Origin of the sequence: Kitasatospora sp. NPDC087861 (genome assembly GCF_044742585.1) — a bacterium.
Taxonomy (GTDB): domain Bacteria; phylum Actinomycetota; class Actinomycetes; order Streptomycetales; family Streptomycetaceae; genus Kitasatospora.
The window spans coordinates 11996-38325 of the sequence record NZ_JBIUUS010000045.1; the positions used below are offsets into that span (position 1 = coordinate 11996).

16 protein-coding genes are annotated in these 26330 nt (G+C 73.7%); 6 read left to right on the forward strand and 10 right to left on the reverse strand.

Annotated elements, in window-relative coordinates; all coding sequences use genetic code 11:
* Window positions 1-7: 7 nt before the first annotated feature.
* The 7 genes from ACIOJE_RS36275 to ACIOJE_RS36305 all read right to left on the reverse strand — a co-directional run bounded on the left by ACIOJE_RS36275 (window position 8) and on the right by ACIOJE_RS36305 (window position 14986).
* A complete protein-coding gene (locus tag ACIOJE_RS36275) occupies window positions 8-4438 on the reverse strand; it encodes an amino acid adenylation domain-containing protein (RefSeq protein ID WP_400782377.1) in 4431 nt (1476 codons plus the stop codon).
* Between the two features lie 32 nt (window positions 4439-4470).
* The gene (locus tag ACIOJE_RS36280; protein ID WP_400782379.1) at window positions 4471-9216 is read right to left on the reverse strand and encodes an amino acid adenylation domain-containing protein; all 4746 of its coding nucleotides are present in this window, start codon (window positions 9214-9216) and stop codon (window positions 4471-4473) included.
* Between the two features lie 162 nt (window positions 9217-9378).
* Window positions 9379-10650, reverse strand: a complete 1272-nt coding sequence (locus tag ACIOJE_RS36285; protein WP_400782382.1) for a glutamate synthase-related protein — start codon at window positions 10648-10650, stop codon at window positions 9379-9381.
* On the reverse strand, window positions 10647-11639 hold the full coding sequence (locus ACIOJE_RS36290; RefSeq protein WP_400782384.1) for an asparagine synthetase A: 993 nt from the start codon (window positions 11637-11639) through the stop codon (window positions 10647-10649). Before ACIOJE_RS36290 ends, ACIOJE_RS36285 begins: the two co-directional genes overlap by 4 nt.
* A 108-nt stretch (window positions 11640-11747) precedes the next feature.
* Window positions 11748-13037, reverse strand: a complete 1290-nt coding sequence (locus ACIOJE_RS36295; protein WP_400782387.1) for a methylaspartate mutase — start codon at window positions 13035-13037, stop codon at window positions 11748-11750.
* Window positions 13034-13426, reverse strand: a complete 393-nt coding sequence (locus tag ACIOJE_RS36300; protein WP_400782429.1) for a cobalamin B12-binding domain-containing protein — start codon at window positions 13424-13426, stop codon at window positions 13034-13036. The genes ACIOJE_RS36295 and ACIOJE_RS36300 overlap by 4 nt, the downstream gene beginning before the upstream one ends.
* Window positions 13427-13693: 267 nt before the next feature.
* Complete coding sequence (locus ACIOJE_RS36305) at window positions 13694-14986, reverse strand: helix-turn-helix domain-containing protein (RefSeq protein WP_280683144.1); 1293 nt, start codon at window positions 14984-14986, stop codon at window positions 13694-13696.
* A gap of 378 nt (window positions 14987-15364) precedes the next feature.
* On the opposite strand from ACIOJE_RS36305, the gene ACIOJE_RS36310 reads away from it, so the two are divergent.
* Window positions 15365-15994, forward strand: coding sequence for a DUF4232 domain-containing protein (locus ACIOJE_RS36310; RefSeq protein WP_400782390.1), 630 nt, complete (start codon window positions 15365-15367; stop codon window positions 15992-15994).
* A 165-nt stretch (window positions 15995-16159) separates the two neighbouring features.
* Here ACIOJE_RS36310 and ACIOJE_RS36315 read toward each other — a convergent pair whose 3' ends face one another.
* Window positions 16160-16573, reverse strand: a complete 414-nt coding sequence (locus ACIOJE_RS36315; protein WP_400782392.1) for a hypothetical protein — start codon at window positions 16571-16573, stop codon at window positions 16160-16162.
* 347 nt (window positions 16574-16920) lie between these two features.
* On the opposite strand from ACIOJE_RS36315, the gene ACIOJE_RS36320 reads away from it, so the two are divergent.
* Both ACIOJE_RS36320 and ACIOJE_RS36325 read left to right on the forward strand, forming a co-directional pair.
* A complete protein-coding gene (locus tag ACIOJE_RS36320; protein WP_400782394.1) occupies window positions 16921-19026 on the forward strand; it encodes a HelD family protein in 2106 nt (701 codons plus the stop codon).
* A 76-nt stretch (window positions 19027-19102) separates the two neighbouring features.
* Window positions 19103-19684, forward strand: a complete 582-nt coding sequence (locus tag ACIOJE_RS36325) for a GNAT family N-acetyltransferase (protein WP_280683152.1) — start codon at window positions 19103-19105, stop codon at window positions 19682-19684.
* Between the two features lie 16 nt (window positions 19685-19700).
* Here the strand turns inward: ACIOJE_RS36325 and ACIOJE_RS36330 are convergent, their stop codons facing one another.
* Window positions 19701-20138 carry a nucleoside deaminase gene (locus ACIOJE_RS36330; RefSeq protein WP_280683153.1) on the reverse strand — a complete coding sequence of 146 codons (438 nt, stop codon included), beginning with the start codon at window positions 20136-20138 and terminating at the stop codon, window positions 19701-19703.
* The gene (locus ACIOJE_RS36335; protein ID WP_400782397.1) at window positions 20135-20953 is read right to left on the reverse strand and encodes an LLM class flavin-dependent oxidoreductase; all 819 of its coding nucleotides are present in this window, start codon (window positions 20951-20953) and stop codon (window positions 20135-20137) included. Before ACIOJE_RS36335 ends, ACIOJE_RS36330 begins: the two co-directional genes overlap by 4 nt.
* 93 nt (window positions 20954-21046) lie before the next feature.
* On the opposite strand from ACIOJE_RS36335, the gene ACIOJE_RS36340 reads away from it, so the two are divergent.
* From ACIOJE_RS36340 to uppS, 3 genes are all read left to right on the forward strand, one after another.
* Entirely contained in the window at window positions 21047-21493 is a 447-nt protein-coding gene (locus ACIOJE_RS36340; protein ID WP_280683155.1) for an Lrp/AsnC family transcriptional regulator, read from the forward strand.
* A 159-nt stretch (window positions 21494-21652) separates the two neighbouring features.
* On the forward strand, window positions 21653-24487 hold the full coding sequence (locus tag ACIOJE_RS36345) for a SpoIIE family protein phosphatase (RefSeq protein ID WP_400782401.1): 2835 nt from the start codon (window positions 21653-21655) through the stop codon (window positions 24485-24487).
* Between the two features lie 226 nt (window positions 24488-24713).
* Window positions 24714-26327 (forward strand): polyprenyl diphosphate synthase, encoded by a 1614-nt coding sequence (gene uppS, locus ACIOJE_RS36350; protein WP_400782404.1) that lies wholly within the window; start codon window positions 24714-24716, stop codon window positions 26325-26327.
* The last annotated feature ends 3 nt before the right edge of the window (window positions 26328-26330 follow it).

A 26330-nucleotide genomic window follows, 5' to 3' on the forward strand; every position in this document is an offset into this window, starting at 1 on the left:
CGGTTCCTCAGGACTCTCGGACGGCGGCGGCCATGGCGTGCAGGGCGGCCGTGTAGGTGTCGATGAACTGCTCGGCGGTGCTGTCGGTGACCAGCGAGCGCTGGTGGTCCACGGCGAGCAGCACCCGCTGCGAGACCGGGTCCTGGATCACCGAGGCGCCGAAGGCGAAGCTGTTGGGTTCGTGGCGCAGGGTCGGCTCGCTGCCGATCCGCCCGTCCACGATGCGGGCCGAGCTGAGCCGGCCCAGGGCGTGGAAGCGCAGGTAGCCGAACTGGCTGTCCAGCGCGGTGTCGGTCATCAGCCGGGCCAGGCGGGCGAAGGGCACCCGGCGGTGCGGCATCATGTCGAGCTCCTCCCGGTGGACCTCGCGGGCCAGGGCGAGCAGGTCGTCGGTGGGCTCGCAGCTCAGCGGGACGGTGTTGAGGAACAGCCCGTAGACCTCGGTGCCGCCGAGCCGTTCCAGCCGGCCGTTGACGGCCAGGCCGGTGGTGACGCGCCGTCGCCCGGTGATGGCGGCGAGGGCGTGCAGGTGGGCGGCGAGCGCGACCGACTTGACGGGCACGGCCAGCGCGTCGGCGACCAGCCGCAGCTGTTCGGGCGCCTCGGGCAGCACCCGCTCGACGGTGCGCGGCGCCTCGTGCACGTCCTCGCTGCCGGGGAACAGCTGGCCGCTGACGCCGGACAGCCTGCCGCCCCAGTACGCGAGCGACTGCTCGTCCCGGGCGGCCTGCCGTTCGACGGCCACGAAGTCACGGAAGGCGGTGCGCGGCGGCGGGGCGGGGGCGCCGAGCGGGTCGGCGACGAGGGCGGTGTGACGCTCCAGGATCTCGGTGAACAGCGAGGTGAAGCTCCAGCCGTCGAGGATCGCGTGGTGCTCGGAGATGGTGAGCTGGAAGGCGTCCTCGGCGAGGCGCTGCACGGTGATCCGGAACAGCGGCGGCGCGGTGAGGTCGAAGGGCGTCCACCGGTGGGTGTCGAACACCTCGCGGATCGCCGCGTCCTGGTCCGGTTCACCGCGCAGGTCGGCGAACTCGACGGGTGCGGGCAGCCGGCCGTGGACGAGTTGCAGCGGTTCGCCGTAGCCGGACAGGTCGAGGCCGGTGCGCAGCACCGCGTGGCGCTCCATGGCCTCGGCGACGGAGCGGCGGAAGGCCGGTTCGTCGAGGTCGCCGGAGATCCGGTAGGAGTTGACGTTGTGGTAGCTGTCGGTGCCGCCGGCGATCTCCATGTGGAAGACCATGGAGAGCTGCATGGACACCATCGGGTAGGCGTCGACGAGCCCGGGCGGCAGGTCGGCGCGGTCCTCCGGGGTGATCAGGGCGAAGGGCTCGTGGGCGTCCGGGCCCTGCTCGACGGGCTTCGCCAGCGGCAGCAGGGCGGCGACGGTGGGGGCGTTGAAGACGTCCCGCAGGCTCACCCCCCAGCCGCGCTCGTGCAGCGCGCCGGCGAGCTGGACGGCCCGGATGGAGTCGCCGCCGAGGTGGAAGAAGTCGTCGTGGACGCCGATGCCGTCCACTCCGAGGACCTCCGTCCAGACGGCGGCGAAGGCCTCCTCCTCCGGGGTGCGCGGCTCGACGTGGCGGCCTGCGGTGGCCGCGCTGCGCTGGCCGGGGGCGGGCAGCGCGGCGCGGTCCACCTTGCCGTTGACGGTGAGCGGCAGCGACTCCAGCACGGTGAAGCTCGCCGGGACCATGTACGGGGGCAGCGAGCGGCCGAGGAAGGCGCGGACGTCGGCGGGCTCGCGCCCGGTGACGTACGCGGCGAGGCGGTCCTCGTGCACGGTGACCACGCAGGCGTCGACCTCCGGGTGGGCGGCGAGCGCGTTCTCGATCTCGCCGAGCTCGATCCGGAAGCCACGCAGCTTGACCTGGAAGTCGGCGCGCCCGATGTACTCCAGCCCGCCGCCGGGCAGTCGCCGGGCGACGTCGCCGGTGCGGTAGAGCCGGGCCCCGGGCGGGCCGTACGGGTCGGCGACGAAGCGGCCGGCGGTGAGGCCGGGGCGGCCCCAGTAGCCGTGGGCGAGGCTGCCGCCGCCGATGTACAGCTCGCCGGCCACGCCGGGCGGGCAGGGCCGCAACCAGTCGTCCAGGACGTGCGCGCTCAGGTGCGGCATCGGCGCGCCGATCAGGCTGCGCTCGAAGCCGGCGCCGCCGGCCAGGTCGTGCGTGGTGACGTGGACGGTGGTCTCGGTGATGCCGTACAGGTTGCACAGGCGGGCCGGGGGCGGCGGGTCGAGCTCGAACCAGCGCTGGACGACGGCCGGGTCCAGCGCCTCCCCGCCGAGCATGATCCACTTCAGCGCGGGCAGGGCGCGCGGGCTGCAGCGCAGGACGGGCTCCAGCTGGCGCAGCGCCGAGGGGGTGAGGCAGAGGAAGGAGACCCGCTCCTCCTCCAGCAGCTGGGCGAACTCCTCCGGCGAGCGGCTGGTCACGTACGGGACGACGACCAGGCGGGCGCCGTGCAGCAGGGCGCCCCACATCTCCCAGACCGTCCAGTCGAAGGCGTAGCTGTGGAAGAGCGTCCAGGTCTCCTGCGGGCCGAAGCCGAAGTGCTCCTCGCCGTCCGCCATGAGCCGGCTGACGTGCTCGTGGGCGACGGCGACGCCCTTGGGGCGGCCGGTGGAGCCGGAGGTGAAGATGAGGTAGGCGACGTCGCCGGGGCGGCCGGCGGCCGGCGGCCGGGTGTCCGGCCGGACGGCCAGGTCGGCGGCCTCGGCGGTCAGGTCGTAGGCCTGCCAGGGGCCTTCGGGCACCCGGTCCGGGCGGTCGGTGACGACGAGGGTGACGTCCGTGTCGCCGAAGACGAGCGCGGCCCGGTCGGCGGGGGCGGCCAGGTCGACGGGCACGTACGCGGCGCCGGTCTTGAGCACGCCGAGGACGGTGACCAGGACGTCGGCCGTGCGGTCCAGCAGCATGCCGATGCGGTGGCCGGGGCCGGCCCCACGGGCGCGCAGCGCGTGCGCGAGGCGGTTGGCCCGGCGGTCGAGCTCGGCGTAGCTCAGGGTGCGGTCGGGGTCGCTGACGGCGGGCCGCTCGGGGTGGGCGTCGACGGCCCGCTCGAACAGGTGGTGCAGGCAGTGGCCGGGGGTGTCGGTGGCCGGGACGGCCTCGGCGGTGCGGGTGGTCAGCCGCAGCACGGTGGCGTCGGGGTCGTCCAGGGCCGCGGTGAGCAGGGTGTCGAACTCGGCGGCCAGCCGGCGGACCGTCCCGGCGTCGAACAGCTCGCTGCGGTACTCGGCCTCGCCGCGCAGCTCGCCGCCGTCGAAGACGGACCAGGTGAGGTCGAACTTGCTGGTGCCGTTGGAGCGCACCCGGCTCTCGGCGGTGGCCGGACCGAGCGCGAGCGGGGTGCGGTCCTCTCCGTGGGCACCGAACACCACCTGGACCAGCGGCGGGTGCTGCGCGCTGCGGGCGGCGCCGAGGTGGTCGACCAGCTGGTCGAAGGGCACGTCGAGGTAGCCGTAGGCCTCGAAGGCGACGTCCTGGACGTGCTCCAGCAGGTCCCGGAAGCTCAGTGCGGGCGCGAGCCGCAGGCGCAGCGGCAGCAGGTTGACGAAGTAGCCGAGCAGGTGCTCCAGTTCGGGGCGGTCGCGGGTGGTGACCGGGGTGCCGATCACCAGGTCGTCGGCCCCGGTCCAGCGGTTCAGCAGCAGGGCGAAGGCGGCCAGTTGGACGGTGAACGGGGTGACTCCCTCCGTCTCGGCCAGGGCGCGGACCCGCGCCGCCGTACCGGGGGCGAGGCCGAACTCCTCGGTCCGTCCGACCGCGCCGCGCTCGGCGGGCCGGGGCCGGTCGGTGGGCAGCTCCAGCAGGGCGGGTGCGCCGTCCAACTGCTCCTTCCAGTAGGTCAGGTGCTCCTCGAACGAGGTGTCGAGGCCCTCCTGCGCGTAGTCGGCGTACTGCACCGTCAGCTCCGGCAGCGCGGCCTCGCGGCCCTGCACCGCCGCGCCGTACAGCTCGGCGAGTTCGCGCGCGAAGACCTCGGCGGACCAGCCGTCCCAGACGATGTGGTGGACGGTGAACAGCACCGTGGTGCGCTCGTCCGCGAGCCGGAAGGCCTCGGCGCGCAGCAGCGGGCCGGCGGCCAGGTCGAAGGGCTCGGCGCAGCGGGCGGCGAGCAGCTCCTCAAGGCGTTCGGCCCGGCCGGGGTCGTCGAGCGGGCGCAGGTCGGTCACGGCGAGCGGCACGGCGCGGGTGTGGTGCACCTGCTGGCGGGGGCCGTCGGGGTGCAGCGCGAAGGTGGTGCGCAGCGCCTCGTGCCGGGCCGCCAGGGCGTCCAGCGCGCGCTGGAGCAGCGGGAGGTCGAGCGGGCCGGTGACGTCGACGGTCCAGGGGGTGCAGTAGGTGACGGCCTGCGGATCGAGGCGGTCGAGGAACCAGAGGCCGCGCTGCAGCCCCGAGACGGGCACGGTGCGCGCCGGGTGGTCGGACGGACTCACGGCCTCGTTCCCTTCGGATGCGGTACGGCCCGTCATCGGGCGGCCAGTCGTTCGGCGATGGCGCTCACGGTCCTGGCCCGGAACACCAGTTGCGGGGGGACGCGGGTGCCGGTCTCCCGGGACAGCCGCATCGCGACCCGGACGGCGGCCAGCGAGTTACCGCCGATCCGGAAGAAGTTGTCCTCGCGGCCGACCTCGGCGAGTTCGAGCACCTCGCACATCGCGTCGGCGACCAGCCGTTCGGCCCCGGTCAGCGGCTCGGAGGCGGCGGCCCGGCGCCCGGCGGGGGCGGGCAGCGCCTTCCGGTCCACCTTGCCGTTGTGGTTGAGCGGCAACGCGTCCAGGACGTCGATGGTCGCGGGCACCATGTGCTCGGGCAGCAGGCCGGCCAGGTGGTCGAGCAGCGCGTCCGGATCCGGTGCGTCGGCGCCGACGGTGACGTAGGCGGCGAGGCGGTGATCACCCGGGGCCGGCTCGTGGACGGTGACGGCGGCCTCCTGGACGGCCGGGTGGCGGGTGAGCGCGTCCTCGATCTCCCCGGGCTCGACCCGGAAGCCGCGGATCTTGACCTGGTCGTCGATCCGGCCGGTGACCTCCAGCAGGCCCTCGGCGTTGACGTAGCCGAGGTCGCCGGTGCGGTAGAGGCGTTCGCCGGGGGCGCCGAACGGGGAGGCGACGAAGCGCCCGGCGGTCAGCCCGGGCCGGCCGAGGTAGCCGTAGGCGAGGCCGGCGCCGGAGGCGTACAGCTCGCCGGTCGCACCGGGCTCGACGGGGCGCAGCCGCTCGTCTAGGACGAGGATGCCCTTGCCGTTCAGCGCGACGCCGATCGGCACGGAGCTGCCGGTGACGTCCGCGGGGCCGACCTCGTGGCAGGTGGTCAGGCCGAGGCTCTCGACCGGGCCGTAGCCGTTGGCGACCACCAGGCCCGGGTGGTTCTCCAGGGCCTTGGCCACGTGGGTGACGGAGGCCCGCTCGCCGGCGGTGATGGCCAGCTTGAGGCCGTCGAAGGTCTCCGGGAGCTCCTCCAGCAGGAAGTTGAACAGGCTCGCGGAGAGCTGGAGTTCGGTGACGCCGTGGCGGCGGGTCAGCTCGGCGATGGTCTGCGGGTCCGGCCGCTGGCCGGGCTGCAGGACGCACGCGCCGCCGAAGCAGAGCGCGCCGTAGAGCTCCAGGGCGAAGGCGTCCCAGGAGACCGGCGAGCACTGCAGCCAGACCTCGTCCGGGCCGAAGCGGGCGTAGTCCTGGCCGAGGTAGGTGGTGGTGAGCGCGCGGTGCGGGACGGCCGCGCCCTTGGGGCGGCCGGTGGAGCCGGAGGTGAACATCACACAGGCGAGGTCGGCGCCGTCGACCGGCAGGCCGAGGTCGTGCGCCGCGTACCGGGCCAGTTCGGCGGCCGAGGCGTCCAGGTCCACCTGGCTCCGGACGGCGAACGGCACGGTGGCGTGCCGGTGGGTGATCACCGTGGTGGCGCCGGTGTCGGCGACCGCGCCGGCCAGCCGCTCGGCCGGGAAGTCCGGGTCGAGCAGGGTGTAGGCGGCGCCGGTCTTGAGTGCCGCCAGCAGTGCGGTGACCAGGTCGGGACCGCGGTCGGCCAGCACGGCGACGGTGTCGCCGCGGCCGATGCCGAGGCCCACCAGGTGGCGCGCGAGCCGGTTCGCGGCGGCGTTCAACTCGCCGTACCCGACGGTCCGTTCGCCGGAGGCCAGGGCGGTGGCCTGCGGGGCCCGGGCGGCCTGCGCCTCGAACAGGGCGTGCACCGGCACGTCGAGGGCGGCGGCCAGGGTGCCCAGCCACTCCTCGCACAGGCCGGCCATGGTGGCGGGCCCGAAGAGGTCGCTGTCGTACTCGAAGCGGCCGGTGAAGCCGGTGCCGCGGTCGTCCACCGAGACGGACAGGTCGAAGCGGGAGACCGGGTTGGAGTGCAGTGCGCGGGTGACCTCGTGTCCGCCGACCGTGAACGGCCGGGTGTCCAGCGGGTGCAGCTCCAGCAGCACCTGGCAGAGCGGGTTGCGGTCCTCGGGGCGCTCGTCGAGCACGGCGTTCGCGATGTCGTCGAAGGGGACCTCCTGGTGCCGGTAGCCGCCGATCGCCACCTCGCGCACGTGCCGGACCAGCTCGCGGAAGGAGGCGCCCTCCTCCAGGTGCAGCCGCAGCGGCAGCAGATTGACGAAGTAGCCGATCAGACCGTCGAGTTCGGCCCGGCCGCGAACGTTCACCGGCGAGCCGAGCATCAGGTCGCGCTGCCCGGAGCGGCGGTGCAGGGTGAGCACCAACCCGGCGAGCAGCACCATGAACGGGGTGGCGTCCTCGCTGCGGGCGAGCGCCCGGACGGCCTCGGCCACCGGGTCCGGCATCGTGAACCGGTGGAAGGCGCCACGGAAGGCCTGCTCCTCGGGCCGGGGCCGGTCCGGCGCCAGCGCCGGGGCGGTCGGCGCGTCGCGCAACTGCTCGCGCCAGTAGTCCAGTTGGCTGTCGACCGTGTCGTCCTGGTACTGCCAGGTGGCGTAGTCGCCGTACTGGACGGCGAGTTCCGGCAGCTCTGCGGGGCGCCCCTCGGCCAGCGCGGCGTACAGCTCCTGGAGTTCGGCCTCCAGCACGGGCAGCGAGCCCTCGTCCCAGACGATGTGGTGGAGGAGCAGCAGCAGCGTGGTCGCCCCGCCGGCCCGGAAGACCCGCGCCCGCACCAGGGGCCCGGACGCCAGGTCGAAGGGCTCCAGCGCGGCCTCGGCGACCAGGTCGTCCACCCGGTCGGCGGTGGTCTCGGTGAGCGTGAACGGCAGCTCCACGGCCGGGTGGACGACCTGGCGCGGACCGTCCTCGGCGAGCTCGAAGGTCGTCCGCAGGCTCTCGTGCCGCTCGACCACCCCCGCCAGCGCCCGCCGCAGCAGCTCGGGGTCGACCGGCCCGGCGAAGCGGAACACCCAGGGCACCACGTAGGTCGGCGCGTCCGGGTTCCACTGGTCGAGGAACCACAGGCCGCGCTGGAACGTGGACAGCGGGGCCTCGGCGGCGCCCGAGCGGACCGGTGCCGGGCGCCGGCCACCGGCCGCGGAGGTCACCGCGGCGGCGAACTCGGCCAGCGTCGGCGCGTCGAAGATGGTGTACGGCGACACCATGCCGAAGACGTCGAAGACCCGGCCCACCACCCGCACGGCGGTCAGCGAATCGCCGCCCAGGTGGAAGAAGTTGTCGTCGGCTCCGACCTCGGGCACCCCGAGCACATCCGCCCAGACCGCCGCGATCAGCTGCTCGGCGGGGGTGCGCGGCGGCCGGCCCGCCGGCCTGTCCCCGGGCGCCGCCTGCGGCTCGGGCAGCGCCCCGCGGTCCACCTTGCCGCCGGCGGTCAGCGGGAAGGCCTCCAGCACGGTGAGCGTCGCCGGGACCATGTGCTCGGGCAGCCGCTCGGCCAGCCAGGCCCGGGCCTCGGCGTACGGCGGCGCGGCGCCGGTCACGTACGCGGCCAGCCGGCCCTCGTGCGCCACCGCGACGCAGCCGGTGACGCCGGGGTACCCGGCCAGCACCTGCTCGATCTCGCCGGGCTCGACCCGGAAGCCGCGGATCTTCAGCTGGTGGTCGCCGCGCCCGAGGAACTCCAGCGGTCCGTCCTCGGCCGTCCGGCGCACCACGTCGCCGGTGCGGTACATCCGCGCGCCGGGGGCCTGCGGCCGGTCGGCGCGGGGGTCCGTGGTCGGGTCCGTGGTCGGGTCCGTCTTCGGCTCCGACTCCGGCTCCGTCCTCGGCTCCGGGAGCAGCGCCGCGAACGGGTCCGCGACGAAACGGCCGGCGGTGAGACCGGGACGGCCGAGGTAGCCGGAGGCCAGCAGCGGCCCGCCGACGTACAGTTCGCCGGCCGTGCCGGGCGCCACCGGCCGCAAGCACTCGTCGAGCACGTAGAGCCGCCGCCCGCCGAACGCGGTGCCGATCGGCACGCCGGCCTCCGGCTGAACGTCGGCGAGCCGGTGGGTGGTGGCGGTGACCACGGTCTCGGTCGGCCCGTACGCGTTCAGCAGCGGCACCCCGGTCCCCGCCCGCCAGGCGGCCGCGGTGGCGGGCTCCAGCTTGTCGCTGCCCGAGATCATCAGCCGCAGGGTTCGCGGCACCCGGCCGCCCAGGGCCGCCACCACGTCCTGGAAGTAGCCTGCGGCCAGGTTGGCGACGGTGACGCCCTCGGCGTCCAGCAGGTCCAGCAGCGCGGCCGGCGCGAGGATCCGCTGCTCCGGGAGGACCAGGCAGGCCCCGACGGACAGCGTGCCGAGCACCTGCTCCACGGCCACGTCCACCGTCGGACGGGCGAACTGCAGCACCACGTCCCGCTCGGTCAGGCCGAAGGTCTCGACGACGCCGGCCAGGTGCCCGGTCAGGGCGGTGAGCGGAACGTGCACGCCCTTCGGACGGCCGGTGGTGCCGGAGGTGTAGATGACGTAGCCGGCGCCCGCGCCCGCACCGCCGCCGAGTCGGGTGAGCTCGGTGAGCTCCTCACCGTCGAGGGCGAGGGAGGCCCCGGCGTCCTCGGCGATCCAGCGGTTGCGCTCCTCCGGGGCCGCACGGTCCAGCGGCAGGTAGGTGGCACCCGCCCGCAGGACCGCCAGCAGCGCGACCACGTGGTCCAGCCGGTCGCGGCCGGTGACGGCGACCGTCCGCCCGGGGTCGAGCCGGGCGGCGAGGGCGGCGGTCAGACCGTCCAGCTCCCGGTAGCCGATGGTCCGGCCGCCGGTCCGGACGGCCGGCCGCTCCGGGAAGCGGCGGACGGCGGCGGCGAACGGCGCGAATGCGGGCACCGTGCATTCAGTGGGGAAACCGCGTGAGGACATCATCCAACCCCAGATCGTGAGAGAAATCGGCGACGAAAGCGACGATAGGCAGAATTCGACAGGCCTATCGGCAGAATGAGCGGAAGGAAATCGGCAGTTTCCTGCTGCGGCCTTCCGGGCAGGCCACGACTACCGGCCCGCGGTGATTCCGAACCCCTCGGGGGACCAGACGTCCTCCCGATCCAGGGCCTGGGGAGCGTATTTCCCGAGCGCACTGATCAGCAGCCGGAGTTCCAGCTCCAGGCATTCCGTGAAACGGCGGAGACCGGATTCCCGGTCCTCCGCGACGGCGAGCAGCGCCGCCCGCCCGAGGCCCACCGCACGGGCCCCCAGCGCCAGGCTCTTGACCGCCCGGGCGCCTTCCCAGATCCGCCCGGAGACCAGCAGGGACGGCGGCGGCGCGGCCGCCAGTCGGCGCAGACACTCCGCGAGCGGCAGGCCGACGTGCGGCAGGAACACTCCGGGCGCCCAGCCGGTGCCGCCCTCCGCGCCGTCCACCACGACGGCGTCCGCTCCGGCCTCGTGCGCCACCCGGGCGGCCTCGGCCACGTCCCGGCCGGGGTAGAGCTTCACCCAGATCCGCACCCGCGGGTAGTTGTTGCGCATCAGCCGGATCTGCTGGCGCAGGATCTCCGCGGTGAAGGTGCCCGGGGTCGCGGCGCGCAGCACCCGCCCGTCACCGAACAACGGGTCCAGCCCGAAGCGGTCGCCGAGCGCCGCGGCGGCCTCGGCCTCCAGCACGGTCATCCCGCCCAGGCCCGGCTTGGCCCCCTGGCCGACCTTCAACTCGAAGGCCAGGCGCCCTGATTCGAGCAGTGGCAGGGCGGCCGGATCGCTGTGGACAAGGTTCCAGACCTCGGCATCGGCGTCCTCGGTGCTCTGCTGCACGGCCACGCCGCCGAGCCCGTCCGGGAGTTCCTCGGTGTAGGCACGCAGCCGGCCCAGCAGCGTGCGGTCGGCCGCTTCGCCGAGCCGGCCGTAGCCGTTGACCGGCACCACGTTCTCGCCGATCACCATCGGGATCCCGAGCGCACCGGCCTGCCGGCTCAGGGCCAGCCCGAGGTCGCCGCCGGCGGCCCGGGTGGATCCGGTCGCGGAGACGTACACCGGCAGCGCGGAGGCGAACCCGCCGATGGCGGTGGCGAGTTCGACGTCCTGGTAGGTGGGCTCGCGGCCGAGGTCGATCAGCTTGGCGAGGCGCTGCGGCAGGAACAGCGGCGGGACGATCCGCAGCGCGTCCAGTGCGTCCGGCGCCGTCGCCCGGTCCGCCGCCTCCGGTCGACCGGCGCCGAACAGCACGTGTCCGTACTCCTCGGCGGGCGGGAACGCGGCGGCCGCCCCGGCGCGGGCCCGCTGCCGGACCTCCTCCTCCGGGAATCCCGGTGCGCTGAGGTCACTCATGGGGACACCACCCCGGCGAGCTTGGGGAAGGCGCTGGCCTGCCAGACGGCGTCCAGCCCGGCGACGTACCGGGTGAACCGCTCGACCCCGATGCCGAAGCCCGCGCTGGCCGGCACGCCCTCGCGCACCAGGTCCAGGTACCAGCGGTACTTCTGCGGGTTCTCGCCGGTCTCCCGCATCCGGGTGATGATCTCCGCGTAGTCGTTGGTGCGCTGGCTGCCGCTGCACAACTCGCCGTAGCCCTCGGGCGCGAGCAGGTCGAAGTTCCGCAGCAGGCCCGGGTCGTCCGGGTGCTCGCGGTCGTAGAAGCCGCGCGAGCCCTTCGGGTAGTCGGTGACGAAGAACGGCCGGTCGCGCCTGGCCGACAGCAATGCCTCGCCCTCCCAGTCGAGTTCGGCCTCGGCGCTCTGCGGGTGCCCGATGCCCCGCAGTTCGGCGACCGCCTCCGCGTGCCGGATGCGGCCGAAGGATCCCTTCAGGAGTTCGGCGAACGCCTGTGGGTCCCGGCCGAGTTCGGCGAACTCCTTGGGCAGCTCGCGTACCGCGCTGTCGACCATGTGCACCACCAGGTCCTCGGCCAGCTGGACGACGTCGTCCCGGCTCGCGCCGGCGGCCTCCACGTCCAGCTGGTGGAACTCGGCCAGGTGCCGGCTCGTCCCGGCGGTCTCCAGCGGCTCCAGGCGGACGTTCGGGGCGATGCAGAAGATCTTGTCGAAGGCGAGCAGCGAGGCCTGCTTGTACAGGATCGCGCTGGTCATCAGTTTGTAGCGGTGGCCGTAGAAGTCGATGTCCACCTGCTTGGAGCCGCGCGCGCCGGGGTCGGTGACCGGTCCGATGATCGGCGGCAGCAGCTCGGTGAAGCCCAGGCCGCGCAGGAACTCACGGGCTGCGGTGAGCAGGTGCTGCTGGAGCCGGAGCGCGCTGCGGGTGGCCGGCGCGGTCAGGTGCCGGCCGGGATCGGTCGGGGGAAGGGGCGTGGGGTCTGGCATGGCGGGTCCTCTTCTCTCGCGGGGCGTCTGTTCTCGTGGAGCGTCCGTGGATCTCGGTCGTGGAGCGCTGGTCGGGGTGCGTCATCAGGCGGCGCGCCACCGGGCGGATCACCGCACGGCGGGAAGGCCTCGGGCTGCGGGCGCGGACGACCGCACGTCCCGGCCGTCGTAGCGCCGCTGGACGTGGGAGAGGGCGGCCAGCAGCCCGGCCGAACCGAGGATCGGCGGGCGGCCGCCCTCGACGAGCCCGGCGATCGGCATCGAGCCGACAGCGGACCACCGCAGCCGCCCGTCCGGGCCCAGCGAGCTGCGCGTCCGCCCCGCGTTGTCGGGGTGCAGGCAGTACGGCACGTCCAGGTAGCCGGCCGCGAACGCCCGCACCAGGGCCCGCCCGAGGTCGGCGTCCAGGTCCAGCACCGCGCCGATCAGCGCCCTGGCCTCGGCCTCGATCCCGGTGTCCGGCGGCGCGGCGGGCCGCGGGCGGGCACGCTCCGCCGCGGCGGCCGCGGCGGCGGTCTCCAGCGCCCGGACGTTCTCGGCGACGGTCGGGATGCGGTGCGCCTCGGCCGTGGTCTTGACGATCAGCCTGGCCGCGCCACCGCGCACGGCCAGCCGCGCCGCGTCCTCCAGCAGCAGCCGCGCGCCGCCGGGCGAACGCGGGTACACGCCCATGTACGCGTACACCACGAGGTGCCGGTCGACGTCCGCGAGCAGCTCGCCCGCGATCCGGCCGAGCGCGGCCAACGCCTCCTCGTCCTGGCCGGCGTTGGCCTGCTGGGCGTAGCTGAGCGAGATGCTGCGCAGCCCGTGCTGGCGGAAGAACAGCGCCTCCAGCACGCTGATGGCGATCAGCAGCGAGGGCGGGCAGAGCTGGCCCATCATGCAGCCGCCGAAGGTCTCCAGGTGCGGCTCGGCTCCGAACTCCCTGATGGAGGCGAGAAGTTCGCAGCTGCGCCGCCAGCAGTCCACCGCTTCGTGGAGCGGGGTGCGGCCGTACGGCAGGCAGTAGGAGACCGGTCCGCCCTCGGTGGCGTCCAGGCCTGCCGCCAGCAGCGCCTCGAAGATCCGCTCCGGCGCGGCCGACCCGTGCCGGACCTGCACCGGGAAGCCCGCGTCCGCCACCCCGCGCAGCACCGCCCGGGTGACCTCGACCGGGTGGGTGGCGATCGGGTAGCCGTTGAGACCCGCCCCGACGGCCAGTGCGTCCCGCGCGGCCCTGAGGTCGCCGGTGCGGGTGTAGCTGTCCAGGGTGATGGTGCCGACGGTCACCGCGGCCGCCCCCCGGGTGGCGAGCAGGCCCTCCCGCATCCGGTCCGCCCCCGCCATCCCCATCCGGGGCTGGACCACCAGTGCGCCGGCCGCCGCGGCCTGCGCCACGAACGCGCCGAAACCCGTCACAGCAGGACCCGGGGACGCAGCCCGGCGACGAACTCACGGAACCCGGCCACCGAGGCGCCGTCCTCGAAGACGGCGTCGAACCCGGCCGCCAGCAGCGTCCGCTCGCGGTCGGGGTCGTCGGCTCCGGCGATGCCGAGCTTGCCGCCGATGACGGTCGGCGTGCGCCGCAGTTCCGGGCAGGCACGCAGGACCGGGATCACCCGCAGGCCCTCCTGGTGGCCGTGCCCGTTGACACTGCTGATCACGATCAGGTCCGGCGCGATCCGGCGGCATTCGGAGAGCAGCAGCGCGTCCGGGACGCATGCGCCCAGATTCGTCACCCGGTGCCCCAGTTCCTCCAGCAGGAACTGCAGGAACACCAGGTTCCAGGTGTGCGAATCCGAGGCCATCGTCGTCACGACGATGTCCAGCCCGCGATGTTCGGCCTGTCTGTGATCCACAACTCAACCCTCATCGGTAGAGATCGTCGATGGAATTCCGCCGACGCCCCGGCCGGCGGCCTGGGAATTCCGGCGCGTGTTCCGCGAAGGCCCGGCCCCGCGGAGAACGTTAGGAACGATCGGGTCCGGCAAGCGGCAGCTCATGCGGCAAGAAGCGGCAGAATCGGCAGGATCGGCGCCCGGCCGGCGAACTGCCGCCCGGCCGGCGCACGATGGTCAGCCCGCGACGGCCAGCAGCGGGACGTCCCCACCCGGCGCGAGCCGGAGTCCCCGCTCCTCCCGGACGAGGCGCCGGCACAGGTTGAGCACCGTGAAGCGCACGCCGTCGCGGGCGGGCACGCTGCGGATCAGCCCGCGCGACAGCAGTTCGTGCACCGTCGCCAGGCAGGTCTGCAGCGCCCAGCCGCTGCGGACCGCCGCGTCCTCCCCCGACCAGTCCCCGGGCTCGTCGACGAGCACGTCGAGCAAAGCACGCTGATGCTCCGTCAGTCGCCGGATCGCCGGCTCCACCTCGTCCCGCACGTCACCGCGCGCGCCGAACACCACCGGCGGTGCCGCCAGCGTGAACGGGACGGCCGTCAGCCGGGCCACCAGCTGGGCGGTGGACTGCACCAGCGCCCACCCCGCCGCGCGCTCCAACGCGCCTGGCAGGCCGTCCAGATGGCGGCAGAGCTCCGCGACGGCGGGAGCCTCGGAGCGCTCCAGGGTGTAGCCGGGGCGCAGCCTGCACAGGTGGGAGAGCAGCAGCCGGACGGCGCCGACCTGCGCCAACGCCTCCGGTTCGGCGTCGAGTTCGGGGGCCGGGACGGGCAGCGGCGCGAGCGGGATGACCTGGCCCCCGGGCAGCGGCCGGGCCTCCCGGGCGGTGATCAGCACCCGCAGCCCGGGGCAGTGGCGGAACAGCCCGTCCAGCTGCCCGGCGTCCACCCCGCCGTCGGCGCCGTCCAGCACCAGCAGGGCGGTCCGGTCGCCGATCTCCCGGACGATGTCGTCCGGCAGGCCGCGCCAGGGGTGCGGACCGCCGCCGCAGTCCACCCACTGCACCGACCAACGGGCGCTCAGGTGCAGTCGGCGGGCCACCTCCAGGGCGAGCCGGGTCTTGCCCACCCCGCCGAGCCCCACCAGCGAGACCAGCCGGTCCCCGTGCACGGCGAAGGCGTCGGCCAGCACCTCGGCCTCCATCTCCCGGCCGACGATCGCCCCGCGCGCCACCGGCGGGGCGGCCGGCTCGGCCACCGGCTCGTCCGCGAGCGGGTGCCGGCGGGCGGCCTCCTCGAAGTCCGTCCGGCTGCGACCCTCCAGCCGCAGCGCGTCCGCCAGCAGCCGGACGGTCTCGTTGCGGGGCCGGCGCACCCGGCCGCTCTCCATGTCCCGGATCGCCCGCACGCTCAGGGTCGCGTGATCGGCCAGGCACTGCTGGGTCAGCCCGATCCGCTCACGCCGTAGCCGCAGCAGCTCGCCGAAGCCCGCCGCCGTCCTCACCGCCTGCATCGACTGCCCGCCGTCCATACCTCGTCTGCCCTTCGTGGTCCGGACTCCAACTGGGGTCGGGCCCGGCGGCGGCATCAGCATCGGGCACCCGCGCGGCCCGTGGTCCGGCCGTACGAGCCCCGGTGGTCAGGCTGTGGCCTCCGAACCGGTTCCCTCCGGTTCCCGATGCTCCAGGCTCGCCGTATATGCCCGATCAACGGACGATCACCGGCCCCACCCACGACCTTCACTCCGGCCTCACAGGCCGTCCGGCCCCGGTCGGAGCCTGGTTCCGACCTCGCCCGCCGAGTTCTGAAACAGGATCGGGATAGTTCCCGCACCAGCCGGTGAACGACCCGCACTTACGTTGTTCACACACCGGTGAACCGCACCGGCCGACGACAGCAGGAGAGCCTCATGCGCACGCGCCGCCTCGCCCTCACCGCCGCCGCCGTCGCGGCGCTCGCCGCCACCGCGACGGCCTGCGGGCCGGACAACAGCGACGCGGGCTCCACCGCCGCCAGCCCCGCGGCCACCGCCGCGGCGCCCACCGGGGCCGCACCCACCGGGGCCGCGCCGACGAAGGCCGCCACCATGCCCAAGTCCCCCGCCGCACCCTCCTCCCCCGCCGCCGACAAGAGCGGGTACGGCCAGACCTGCGGCGCCAACGACCTGGTCCTCGGCGCGAAGGCCGAATCCCAGGCCGGCGGCTACATCCTGATCACGGCCAAGGCCAAGCCGGGCATCACCTGCACACTCCCTGGAGCCCACCCCACCATCGCGTTCGGCTCGGGCGGCATCGAGGCCGCCGGCGCCGAACACGCCACCGGCGATCCGATCACCCTGAGCGGCACCAAGACCGCGTACGCGGGCGTCATGTCCAAGACCACCAAGGACAACCAGGCGGTCGAGTTCACGGACGCCATCGTCGGCATCGGCAACGCCGACCCGAACCCGGCCAGCGTCCCGGTCGGCAGGACCCCGGTCGACAAGCCGATCGTCACCAACTGGCACACGCTCCCGAAGGACGCGGTCCCGGGCATCTGACGAACGCTCACCACCCGTCGGGCACCTGCGGGAGCGGTCCCGGATCGCCGCACAGGCGGACGAACCACGCCAGGGCGAATCCCGAGGCCCCGGGCCCCACCGTCCATGACCGCGCGTCCGCCGTCGGGCGGCGCGGCGCCCGACGGCGGGGTTGTGGGCCGTGGGTCAGTGCACGGTCACGGTGAACACGGGAGAGGCGGTGTTTCCGCTGACGATGCGCAGCTCGTTCAGGCCCTTGAGGCCGAGCTTCACGCCGAGCGAGTAGGAGCCGTTGCGGGCGGTGGTCACGGAGGCCGGCAGGGTGACCCACGTGCCGTGCTGCTTCTGCTGCAGGGTCACCTTGCTGCCCGCCTTGAGGCCGGTGGTCGTGCCGGTGACCCGGAACAGCTGCCAGGCCTGGACGGACGTGGCCGACGGCTTGGCGGTGATGCCGGCCTGCGCGGCGGCCTGCTGCGAGGTGGCGGAGGTGGGGACGGCGGCGGGGGTGGCGGCCATGGCGGTGCCCGCCAGCCCGAGGGAGAGCACGCTGAGGGTGGTCACGGCGGCCAGGCGCAGGGAGTTCCGCTTGGAGACGATCACGGGTGCACCCCTTTCAAGGGGAGGTGGTTGCTCGGCCCGAAGGCACGGTCGGTGCGATCCGGGCCCGGTCATCCGTAGGGACGCCCCGCTCCACGCATCAGGTTGTGCGCGCATCGTCACCGCCTTGTAACAGTCGGCGACGCCCCGGGGTCGGACCGGACCAGCCGCCCACCGGTCGACCGCGCCACGGCCCGGAAACGGCCCCACGTGCGCCGGTACCGCAACCGGGCCTGCGGGGTGCACCGGAGGTCACGTTCCACCCGGTTCGGTCAATATTTACTTTTCCGGAATCCGTCTGCATAGTGGCGCCTCGAAATACCGGCGGGTTGAACCGAGAGGGCCTTTTCTTGTCCCAGATCAACGATGGTGCCGCGCGCGAGGTGGAGCTTGAGCGGGTTCAGGTTTCCGTCATAGGCGAGCTGTTCGACGAGCGGCTGGCCGAGGCTCGGGAGCAGCTGGCGCACGTGCTCGCGTCGCCGTCCGACGGCGGGGGCGAGGTGTACGAGCGGGAGGTGGCGGCCGGTCGGCTGGCGGGAGAGGTCCGTCGGCTGGAGGGGGCCGAGAACGGGTTCGTCTTCGGCCGGATCGACCTGGCCGACGGGACCGTCCTGCGGGTCGGGCGGCTGGGGCTGCACAGGGATGCGGACGAGCTGCCGGTGCTGGTGGATTGGCGCGCCGGGGCCGCACGGCCCTTCTACGAGGCGACGCCGGTCCATCCCATGGGGCTGCGCCGGCGCCGCCATCTGCGCCTGGCCGGCCGCACGGTGGTGGGGGTGAGCGATGAGCTGCTCGACGGCTCCGCACCCACCGGTCAGGACGTGGTCGGCGACGGTCCGTTGACGGCGGCGCTCCAGGAGAGGCGTACGGGGCGGATGGGAACGGCGGTTGCCACGCTGCAGGCCGAGCAGGACGCGATCGTCCGGTCCTCGCACCGCGGGGTGACGGTGGTGCAGGGTGGTCCGGGCACCGGAAAGACGGTGGTGGCGCTGCACCGCGCCGCGTACGTGCTGTACGCGTTCCCGAAGGCGGCCGAGCGCGGCGTGCTCGTCCTGGGGCCGAACGCGCGGTTCCTCGACTACATCGGCCAGGTCCTGCCCTCGCTCGGGGAGAACGACGTCGTCCTGGCGACGTGCGAGGAACTGGCCGGTGTCGTCCCGGGCGCGGCGGAGCCCTTCGACGTGGCGCGTCTGAAGGGGAGTTCCGCACTGGCCGACGCGCTGGCCGCCGTGGTCCGCTCGCGGCAGGCCCCGGGCGGCGAGTTCGACATCCGGGTCGGGCAGGAGTGGATCCGTCTGCAGGACGGGGAGGTCGCACAGGCGCGGGAGTCGGCACGGACCAGTGGCCTCGCGCACAACCGGGCGCGTCGGCTGTTCAAGGAGCTGTTGGTCGACGCCCTCGTCCGGGAGCTCGCCCGCAGTGGCGCCGAGGCGCTCGAACGCATCGACGCCGAGGTGGCGCACCTGACCGGCCTCGACCTCGACCGGGTGGCGGCGGCGGACCTGCGCCGCCTCGGTGTCGACGACGCGCCCGCCACCGGTGCCGACGAGTTCGACGCCGACGCCGTGCGCGCCGACCTCCTGGACGACGCCTTGCTCGATCGGGCCGTCGAAGGCCTGTGGCCGCGGCTCACGCCCGGCGACGTGGTCAGTGCCCTGCTGACGGACGGCGACGCGCCGGACGCGTCCCTGCGGCAGTTCACCGACGACCAGCGGGCCCTGCTGCGGCGAACGCCCGGTGCGCCCTGGACGGACGCCGATGTGGCGCTTCTCGACGAGGCGGCGAGCCTGGTCGACGGCCCGCCCCCGCACGTCTTCGGGCACGTCGTCGTCGACGAGGCACAGGAGCTCACCGCCATGCAGTGGCGGATGATCGCGCGCCGTTGCCCGGGCAGGTCGATGACGCTCGTCGGAGATTTCGCCCAGGCGGGCCCGGCGACGGTGGCCCGGGACTGGCAGGAGTCCCTCGGCCCGCACCTCGGGCGGCGCTTCGACCTGCGCACCCTGACCGTCAGCTACCGGACCACCCAGGAGATCCTCGCCGTCACCGGGGACCTGCTCGCCCGGATCTCCCCGGACCGGCCGCCGGTCCGGTCGATCCGGCGCGGCGAGGTGCCTCGCACCCTTGCCGCCACCCCGGAATCGCTCGTCGCCGCCCTCGTGCGGGAGCTGCGGGAGCAGGGCGCCGCGTACCCGGGCGAGTTGGTCGGGGTGATCTGCGCCGATGACCGGACGGAGCAGCTCGCGGCCGCGGGGATCGAGCGGCACGCCCGGCTGGTGCCGGCCTCCCAGGCACGCGGCCTGGAGTTCGACGCCGCCGTGGTGGTCGACCCGGACGGGATCACCGCCGCCCGCCCCGGGGGCGAGCGCGACCTGTACGTCGCCCTCACCCGGGCCACCAAGCGACTGTGCACGATCACCGTCCCGCCCGCTGTGACGATCACGGGTCGAGGCTGACGCGGATGCCGTGAAGCTGCTTCCGGGGCGCGGATAATCCGGTGGTCCCGCCCCGGGGAGTGAGCAGAATGAGCACATGCAGATCGTGTCGTTCCCCGAGGAAGCCACTCCGTTCGAGCTGCGGGCGCAGGTGCGGGAGCTCCAGGAGCAGGCGTGGCCGTCTCCACCCGGGTCGGTCGCCCCTCCCGACGCTCCGACCCACGACCCCGCCCTGCGGCCGCTGTCGATGCTGCTCGTGGCCGACGGGGCGGTGCTGGCCGCACTGGACATCCTGTCCAAGGAGCTCGTGCACGCGGGCGCTCGCTTCGCCGCCGGCGGGCTCAGCGCGGTGGTCACCCGGCGGGAGGCTCGTGGCCGCGGGCACGGCCGGCACCTGGTGGCGGCGGCCCGGGAGGAGATGATCGCGCGGCAGCTGGACGTGGGGCTGTTCACCTGTGACAGCCCGCTGCAGGCGTTCTACGGCAGTACGGGCTGGCGGGTCCTTTCCGGCACCGTGCTGATCGGCGGAACGCCGCAGGATCCGTTCCCCAGTGACCAGCCCGGCTTCGACAAGGTCACCATGGCCGACTTCTTCTCACCCGAGGGGCGGCGGGCCGAGGCATCGTTCCGGGACAGCCGCATCGAGCTCTATCCCGGAGAGATCGACAGGCTCTGGTGACGTTCGCGACGCAGGGTCAGTTCGGCCGGCGGTAGGCGTCGATGGGGATGCGGGCCTCGTCGAAGAGGGCCGGGCCGTCCTGCGCCACCGTCGGCCAGTCGCCCGACTGCGGGTTGAGTTCGACGAGCTGCTCGGTGGAGAGCGCGTGGACGACCCGGCCGAGCCCGGAGCGGACGACGGCGCCGGCGCACATGGTGCACGGCTGGCAGCTGGTGTACATGGTGGTGCGGGCCGCCGTGTCCGGGTCGAGTTCGCGGGCCGCCCAGCGGGCCAGCTTCAGTTCGGGGTGGGCCGTGATGTCGTCGTCGCGCCGCACGGTGTTGTGCGCCTCGGCGAGGATCGTGCCGTCCGGGCCGGCCAGCAGGGAGCCGTACGGTGCGTCGCCCAGGGCGACGGCGGCGGCCGCGATGCCGATCGCGCGGCGCAGGAGCGTCTCGTCGGCGGAGGTGATCACGATGCGGTCCTCCAGTGGGTGGCCACCTCGGTGAGCGCCCGCCAGGCCGCGTGGGGCCGCCGGGCTTCCTCCGGATCGCCGTGGTAGGCGTCGAGTACGACGGTGTCGGCGCCGAGCAGGCGCAGCTGGTCGAGATCGTCGAGGATCTGCTCGACGGTGCCGACGCCGGCGATCCGGTCGGGGTCGTCGACCGGGGTTTCGGTCAGCCGCAGGGCGATGCGGGGCGCGAACGCCGGCAGCGAGTGGTCCGCCAGGATCGTGCGCATCCGGGCCAGGGAGAGCCGTAGCGGGTGCCAGGCGTCCCCGTACCTGGCGGCACGGCGAAGCGCCGCCGCACTGTGGCCGCCGACCCAGACGGGGATCGGGGCGGCTCCGTCCTCGGTCTCCGCGCGCCAGGCGTCCCGCAGGGCGGCCAGACATGCGTCGGTCAGCCGACCGCGCGCGGCGAACGGCACGCCGAGCGCGGCGAATTCCTGCCGCGCCCAGCCGACGCCGACCCCGAGCACGAGTCGGCCGCCGCTGAGCCGGTGGAGGTTGGTGGCCATCCGTGCCACCAGCAGGGGATGCCGGTACGGGAGGATCAGCACGGTCGTGCCCAGCCGCACCCCGGTGGTGACGCCGGCCAGCCAGGACAGCGTGGTGAACGGCTCGTAGAACGGTTCCGGGTACCGTTCGGCCACGTCCGGGGTGACGGCCACGTGATCCGACACCATGAGGAGGTCGTAGCCGAGCCCCTCCGTGATCCGTGCCCAGTCGCGCAGCACGCCCGGATCGGTGCCGGGTCCAAAGTTCGGTACGTTGACGCCAAGTTGCATGATTCGAGGCTATCCCGGCGATCACGGCGTCCGGAACCGAATCTTCCCGGTCATAGCAACGTTCTGCCGTGGTTCTGCCGGTAGAGTCGCGATATGGCCGTGAATCTTGACGAAGTCGACTGGGCAATCATCGAGCAGCTGCAGCGGGAGGCGCGCATCTCCCTCAGCGAGCTGGGGCGGCGCGTGAACCTCAGCCCGTCGGCCACCACCGAACGGGTGCGGAATCTGGAGTCGCTGGGCGTCATCACCGGCTACCACGCGGCGGTGAACCTGGCCGAGGTCGGCTATCCCGTGCTCGCCGTCGTTCGGCTGAAGTACCCGGGCAACCGCCACCAGCCGCTGCGCCGGGTGCTCGCCGAGCGGCGGGAGATCCTGGAATGCCTGCGCACCACCGGAGACGACTGCTACACCCTGAAGGTGGCCGCGACCTCCATGGAGCATCTGGAGACGCTCGTGGACGAGCTGGCCGGCTTCGGCAGCACCACCACCAGTGTCGTCTACAGCCAGACGCTGCCCTATCGCGGACCCAACCGGCCCTGACCGGCAGCCGACCCGTCGCCACCTTCCCGCAGACCGGCAGTGGCGCGCCGTCACGGTCCGGGTGCAGCCGCGCTCCCCCGGTGGAGCCGGGCCCGGGCCGCCCGCAAGGCGCGGGGCCGCCACCTCGTCGTAACCCTGCAGCGGTGCTAGAAAGGACGCATGGTCGAGCGTGCGGACCGATCACGGACCGTATCGAAGACGTCACTGGCCGCCAAGGGTCTTTTCGCCAAGAGCCCTCGAAGCGTTGCCGGCCAAGTGTTCGTGCTCCAGGTCGCGGTCGTGCTGTTGCTCGTCCTCGGGGCGATCCTGGCGCTGGTCCTCGAGTCACGCTACGACAGCGAAACGGAGGCCCGCAATCGATCGGTCGCCGTCGCGGAGGCGTTCGCGCATGCCCCCGGCCTCCCCGCGGTGCTGAAGTCGCCCGATCCGACGGCGGTGCTCCAGCCACTGACGGAGGCGGCGCGCCAGAAGGCCGGAGTCGACTTCATCGTGGTCATGAACACCCAGGGGATCCGGTACACGCACCCCCTGCCGGAGCAGATCGGCAAGAGGTTCGTCGGGACGATCGGCCCCTCCCTGGCCGGACAGGTCTACACGGAGAGCGTGCACGGTCCGCTCGGCCAGGAGGTCCAGGCGACCGTGCCCGTCACCGCCCCCGACGGAGTGGTGGTGGGCCTGGTCTCGGCCGGGCTCAAGGTCAAGAACGTCACCACGGCCGGCAACCGGCAGCTGCCCGTCATCCTGGTCACCGGCGCCGCGGCACTCACGCTGGCCACCGCAGGGACCGCCCTGGTCTCCAGACGGCTGAAGCGCCAGACGCACGGCCTGGGGCCGACCGAGATGACCCGCGTGTACGAGCACCACAACGCCGTCCTCCACGCCGTACGCGAGGGCGTGGTCATCGTCTCGGCGGACGGACGGCTGCTGCTGGCGAACGACGAGGCGAAGGAGCTGCTGGGGCTTCCCGCCGACGCGGAGGGCCGCAGGCTGGACGAACTCCGGGACCTCGACCCCGACACCGCGGAGCTGCTGCGGTCGGGCCGGGTGGCCACCGACGAGGTGCACCAAGCGGGCGGGCGGCTGCTCGCGGTGAACCAGCGGTCCACGGACCGTGGCGGCGCGATGGGAACGGTCGCGACGATCCGTGACTCCACGGAGCTGCTCGCGCTGTCCGGCAAGGCCGAAGTGGCCGGCAAACGCCTCGCCCTCCTCTACGAGGCGGGCGTCGGCATCGGCACCACCTTCGATGTCGTGCGCACGGCCGAGGAGCTGGCCCAGGTCGCCGTTCCCGGCTTCGCGGACTTCGTCACCGTCGACCTCGCCGACCCGGTCCTGCTGGGAGACGAGCCGACCGGCTCCAAGTCCGATCTGCGCCGCGCGGCCGTCCACGGAATACGCGAGGACCATCCCTTCTACCCACCGGGCATGCTGGTCACCTTCCTCCCCTCCACCCCCCAGGCCCGGGGGTTCGACACCGGCCGGTCGCAGGTGGTGCCCGACCTGTCCGTCGACCACGGCTGGCTGGCCCAGGACCCGGAACGGACCCGGCAGATCGTCGAGTACGGCGTCCACTCGCTCATCACCACTCCCCTGCGGGCGCGCGGCATCATCCTGGGCGTCGCCAACTTCTGGCGGTCACGCAAGCGCGAGCCGTTCGACGAGGAGGAGCGGTCACTGGCCGAGGAGCTCGTCGCGCGGGCCTCGGTCAGCATCGACAACGCCCGCCGCTACACCCGCGAGCACGCCATGGCCGTGACGCTGCAGCGCAGCCTGCTGCCGCGCGCCCTGCCGGAACAGAGCGCCCTCACCGTCGCGCACCGCTACCTGCCCGCACAGTCCGGAGTGAGCGGCGACTGGTTCGACGTGATTCCGCTGCCCGGAAGCCGGGTGGCCCTCGTCGTGGGCGACGTCGTCGGCCACGGGCTGCACGCCGCGGCCACCATGGGCCGGCTGCGCACCGCCGTGCACAACTTCTCCACCCTCGACCTCCCACCGGACGAGTTGCTCGGCCACCTCGACGAACTGGTGAACCGCATCGACCAGGAGGAGTCCGACAGTGGCGACGGCACCGCCGTCACCGGAGCCACCTGCCTGTACGCGATCTACGACCCGATCTCCCAGCTCTGCACCATCGCCCGGGCGGGACACCCCGCGCCCGCACTGGTCTGGCCCGACGGCAGCGTCGTGTTCCCGGAGCTTCCGATCGGCCCGCCACTGGGCGCGGGCGGAATGCCGTTCGAGACGGCGCAGGTGCACCTGCCCGAAGGCACCCAGATCGTCCTGTACACCGACGGGTTGATCGAGGAGCGCACCCGGGACTTCGACGTCGGCATGGAACTCCTGCGCGGGGTGCTCTCCGAGCAGGAGCGGCAGCCCGAGGAGCACTGCCAGGCCGTGCTGGACGCCCTGCTGCCGGCCCGTCCGCAGGACGACGTGGCGCTGCTGATCGCGAAGACCCGGGTGCTCGGTCCGAACCAGGTCGCCGATCGGGAGGTGCCGTTCGATCCGGCCAGCGTCGCCGACGTGCGAGCGTGGAGCACCGCGAAGCTCGACGAGTGGGGCCTGGCCGATCTGGCGTTCGGCACGGAACTCGTCCTCAGCGAACTGGTCACCAACGCCATCCGCTACGGCCTGCCGCCCGTACGGGTGCGGCTGCTGCGCGACCGCAGCCTGATCTGCGAAGTGGCCGACGGCAGCAACACCTCCCCGCACCTGAAGTACGCGGCGACGACGGACGAGGGCGGCCGCGGGCTGTTCCTGGTGTCGCAGCTCACCGATCACTGGGGCACCAGGTACTCCCCCCAGGGCAAGATCATCTGGGCGGAGCAGCCGCTCCCCGGCTCGGCCGGAGGTCTGGGCTGGGAGGAGAAGGCGCCCCCGGCGGCGCTCCCGGAGCCGCCTTCCCCGGCTGCGGACCACGTGGACGTGGCCGGACAGCCGCCGGCCACCCCGCCTCCGGCCGGGCCGGACGACTCGCCGTCGCGGTCTCCGTAGCCCCAGCCGAAGCCGGCCTTCCGCTCGCTTCACCCGGTCCAGCGGGCGCGCCGCTCTGCCGCACGCCCGCCGAGGGGCGTCCACGCGCCGCAGGCGGCGCCTGCGGCAGCGCCGTCGGCGGTGCTGGAGACGGCCTCGTGGTCGGCAAAACCGATGGGCGGTTGGGTCGTTGGTGATGCCGAAGGTTCATGGCCGCCGAGGTCGGCCGGAAGGGCAGGGTCCGGGAATGTCGAGTACCGAGGCACCGTTCGGTGGTACGCCGGAGCTGTGCGAGTCCTATGAGGCCTGCGCGCGGGAGACCCGGCGGTTCTGGCTGCCGCTGTGGACCGCGGGCGAGGTCCTGCCCGCCGCGGTCCGGCCCCACCTGCGTGCCGTGCACGGCTTCGCCGTGCGGACCGATCGCATCGCCGACGAGGGCGCGCCGGCCGAGCGCGCGGGGCGGATCGCCCGCTGGCGCGCCGACACGCTGGCGGAGGTGCGGTCCGGGCGCAGTGACCACCCGTTGCGGCGGGCGTTCGTGGACACGGTACGGCGGTGGGACCTGGACCGCGCGGTGTTGGCGGAGTTCCTCGACGCGATCCAGGCCGACTGCGTCCGCCCGCCGGCCTTCGACACCTTCGCGGACCAGCGGCGCTACCTGCGGGGGGTCTCGGGGACGGTCTTCGAGTTGTCGACCCCGCTGCTGGAGCCCCGCGGGCCGGAGGCCTCGCGGTTGGCGTCACTGCTGGGCGAGGCGGGCCAGCTGGCGGACATCTTCGAGGACCTGCCGATCGACCTCGCGGCGGGCCGGTGCTACCTGCCGGGCTCGGACCTGCGGCGGCTGGGCCTGGACGTCGCCGACCTGCGGCGCGGCGAGCCGCGCGAGGCGCTGGACGCCCTCGTGGGCTTCCAACTCGACCGCTGGCGCGAGCTGTTGGATCAGGCGGCGCCGGCGGCCGGGATGGTGGCCCCGGCGAACCAGCCCTTCCTGCACACCCTGTTGCTCGGTGCACAACTGCACTTCGACGAGGTCACGCTCCTGCGAGCGCGGGTACTGGTCGACGGCCTGGAGCCGCTGACGCCGACCGGGACCGCCCGGCGCCAGGCCCCGCGCGAACTCGGACCGGTGCCCGACCACGTCGCCGTGATCATGGACGGCAACCGGCGGTGGGCCGAACTGCGCGGCCTGTCGGCCGTCGAGGGCCACCACGCCGGCGAGCGGGCGGCGATGCGGCTGGTCAACGCCGCCCTGCGGCTGGGCATCCGGCACTTGAGCGTCTACGCGTTCTCCACCGAGAACTGGGACCGTTCCGGGGAGGAACTGGCCGCCCTGTTCGACTCCATGGCCGACGGGATCACCAGGGGCGTCGAGTGGCTGCACGAGCTCGGCGTACGGGTGCGGTGGTGCGGTCGCCGCGACCGGATCGATCCTTCGCTGGCGGCCGCGCTGGCGGTGGTCGAGAGCATGACGTCCGACAACGACGTGCTGTCCCTGACCCTCTGCCTCGACTACGGCGGCCGGGACGAGTTGGTCACCGCGGCCCGCGCGCTGGCCGCCGAGGCGGCCGCGGGGACGCTCCGGCCCGAGGACATCGGCCCGGCCGACATCGCCCGGAACCTGTACACGCCCGGTCTGCCGGACGTCGACCTGCTGATCCGCACCTCCGGTGAGCAGCGGATCAGCAACTTCCTGCCCTGGCAGCTCGCTTACGCCGAGTTCGTGTTCCAGCCCGTCCCCTGGCCCGACTTCGGCCTGCGCCACCTGCTGGACGCCGTCGCCGAGTACGCCGGCCGGCAGCGCCGGTTCGGCGGTGGCGTCCCCGGCCCGGCCCGTGCGCCGGAGCCGGCCCAGGCCGAGTGAGCC

Bases quoted from the DNA above. Each gene is read 5' to 3' on its own strand.
- ACIOJE_RS36305 (WP_280683144.1), bottom strand. From the start codon at position 14,986: ATGGACGGCGGGCAGTCGATGCAGGCGGTGAGGACGGCGGCGGGCTTC.
- ACIOJE_RS36335 (WP_400782397.1), bottom strand. From the start codon at position 20,953: ATGCAACTTGGCGTCAACGTACCGAACTTTGGACCCGGCACCGATCCG.
- ACIOJE_RS36345 (WP_400782401.1), top strand. From the start codon at position 21,653: ATGGTCGAGCGTGCGGACCGATCACGGACCGTATCGAAGACGTCACTG.
- ACIOJE_RS36340 (WP_280683155.1), top strand. From the start codon at position 21,047: ATGGCCGTGAATCTTGACGAAGTCGACTGGGCAATCATCGAGCAGCTG.
- ACIOJE_RS36290 (WP_400782384.1), bottom strand. From the start codon at position 11,639: ATGCCAGACCCCACGCCCCTTCCCCCGACCGATCCCGGCCGGCACCTG.
- ACIOJE_RS36285 (WP_400782382.1), bottom strand. From the start codon at position 10,650: ATGAGTGACCTCAGCGCACCGGGATTCCCGGAGGAGGAGGTCCGGCAG.
- ACIOJE_RS36300 (WP_400782429.1), bottom strand. From the start codon at position 13,426: ATGGCCTCGGATTCGCACACCTGGAACCTGGTGTTCCTGCAGTTCCTG.
- ACIOJE_RS36325 (WP_280683152.1), top strand. From the start codon at position 19,103: ATGCAGATCGTGTCGTTCCCCGAGGAAGCCACTCCGTTCGAGCTGCGG.
- ACIOJE_RS36310 (WP_400782390.1), top strand. From the start codon at position 15,365: ATGCGCACGCGCCGCCTCGCCCTCACCGCCGCCGCCGTCGCGGCGCTC.
- uppS (WP_400782404.1), top strand. From the start codon at position 24,714: ATGTCGAGTACCGAGGCACCGTTCGGTGGTACGCCGGAGCTGTGCGAG.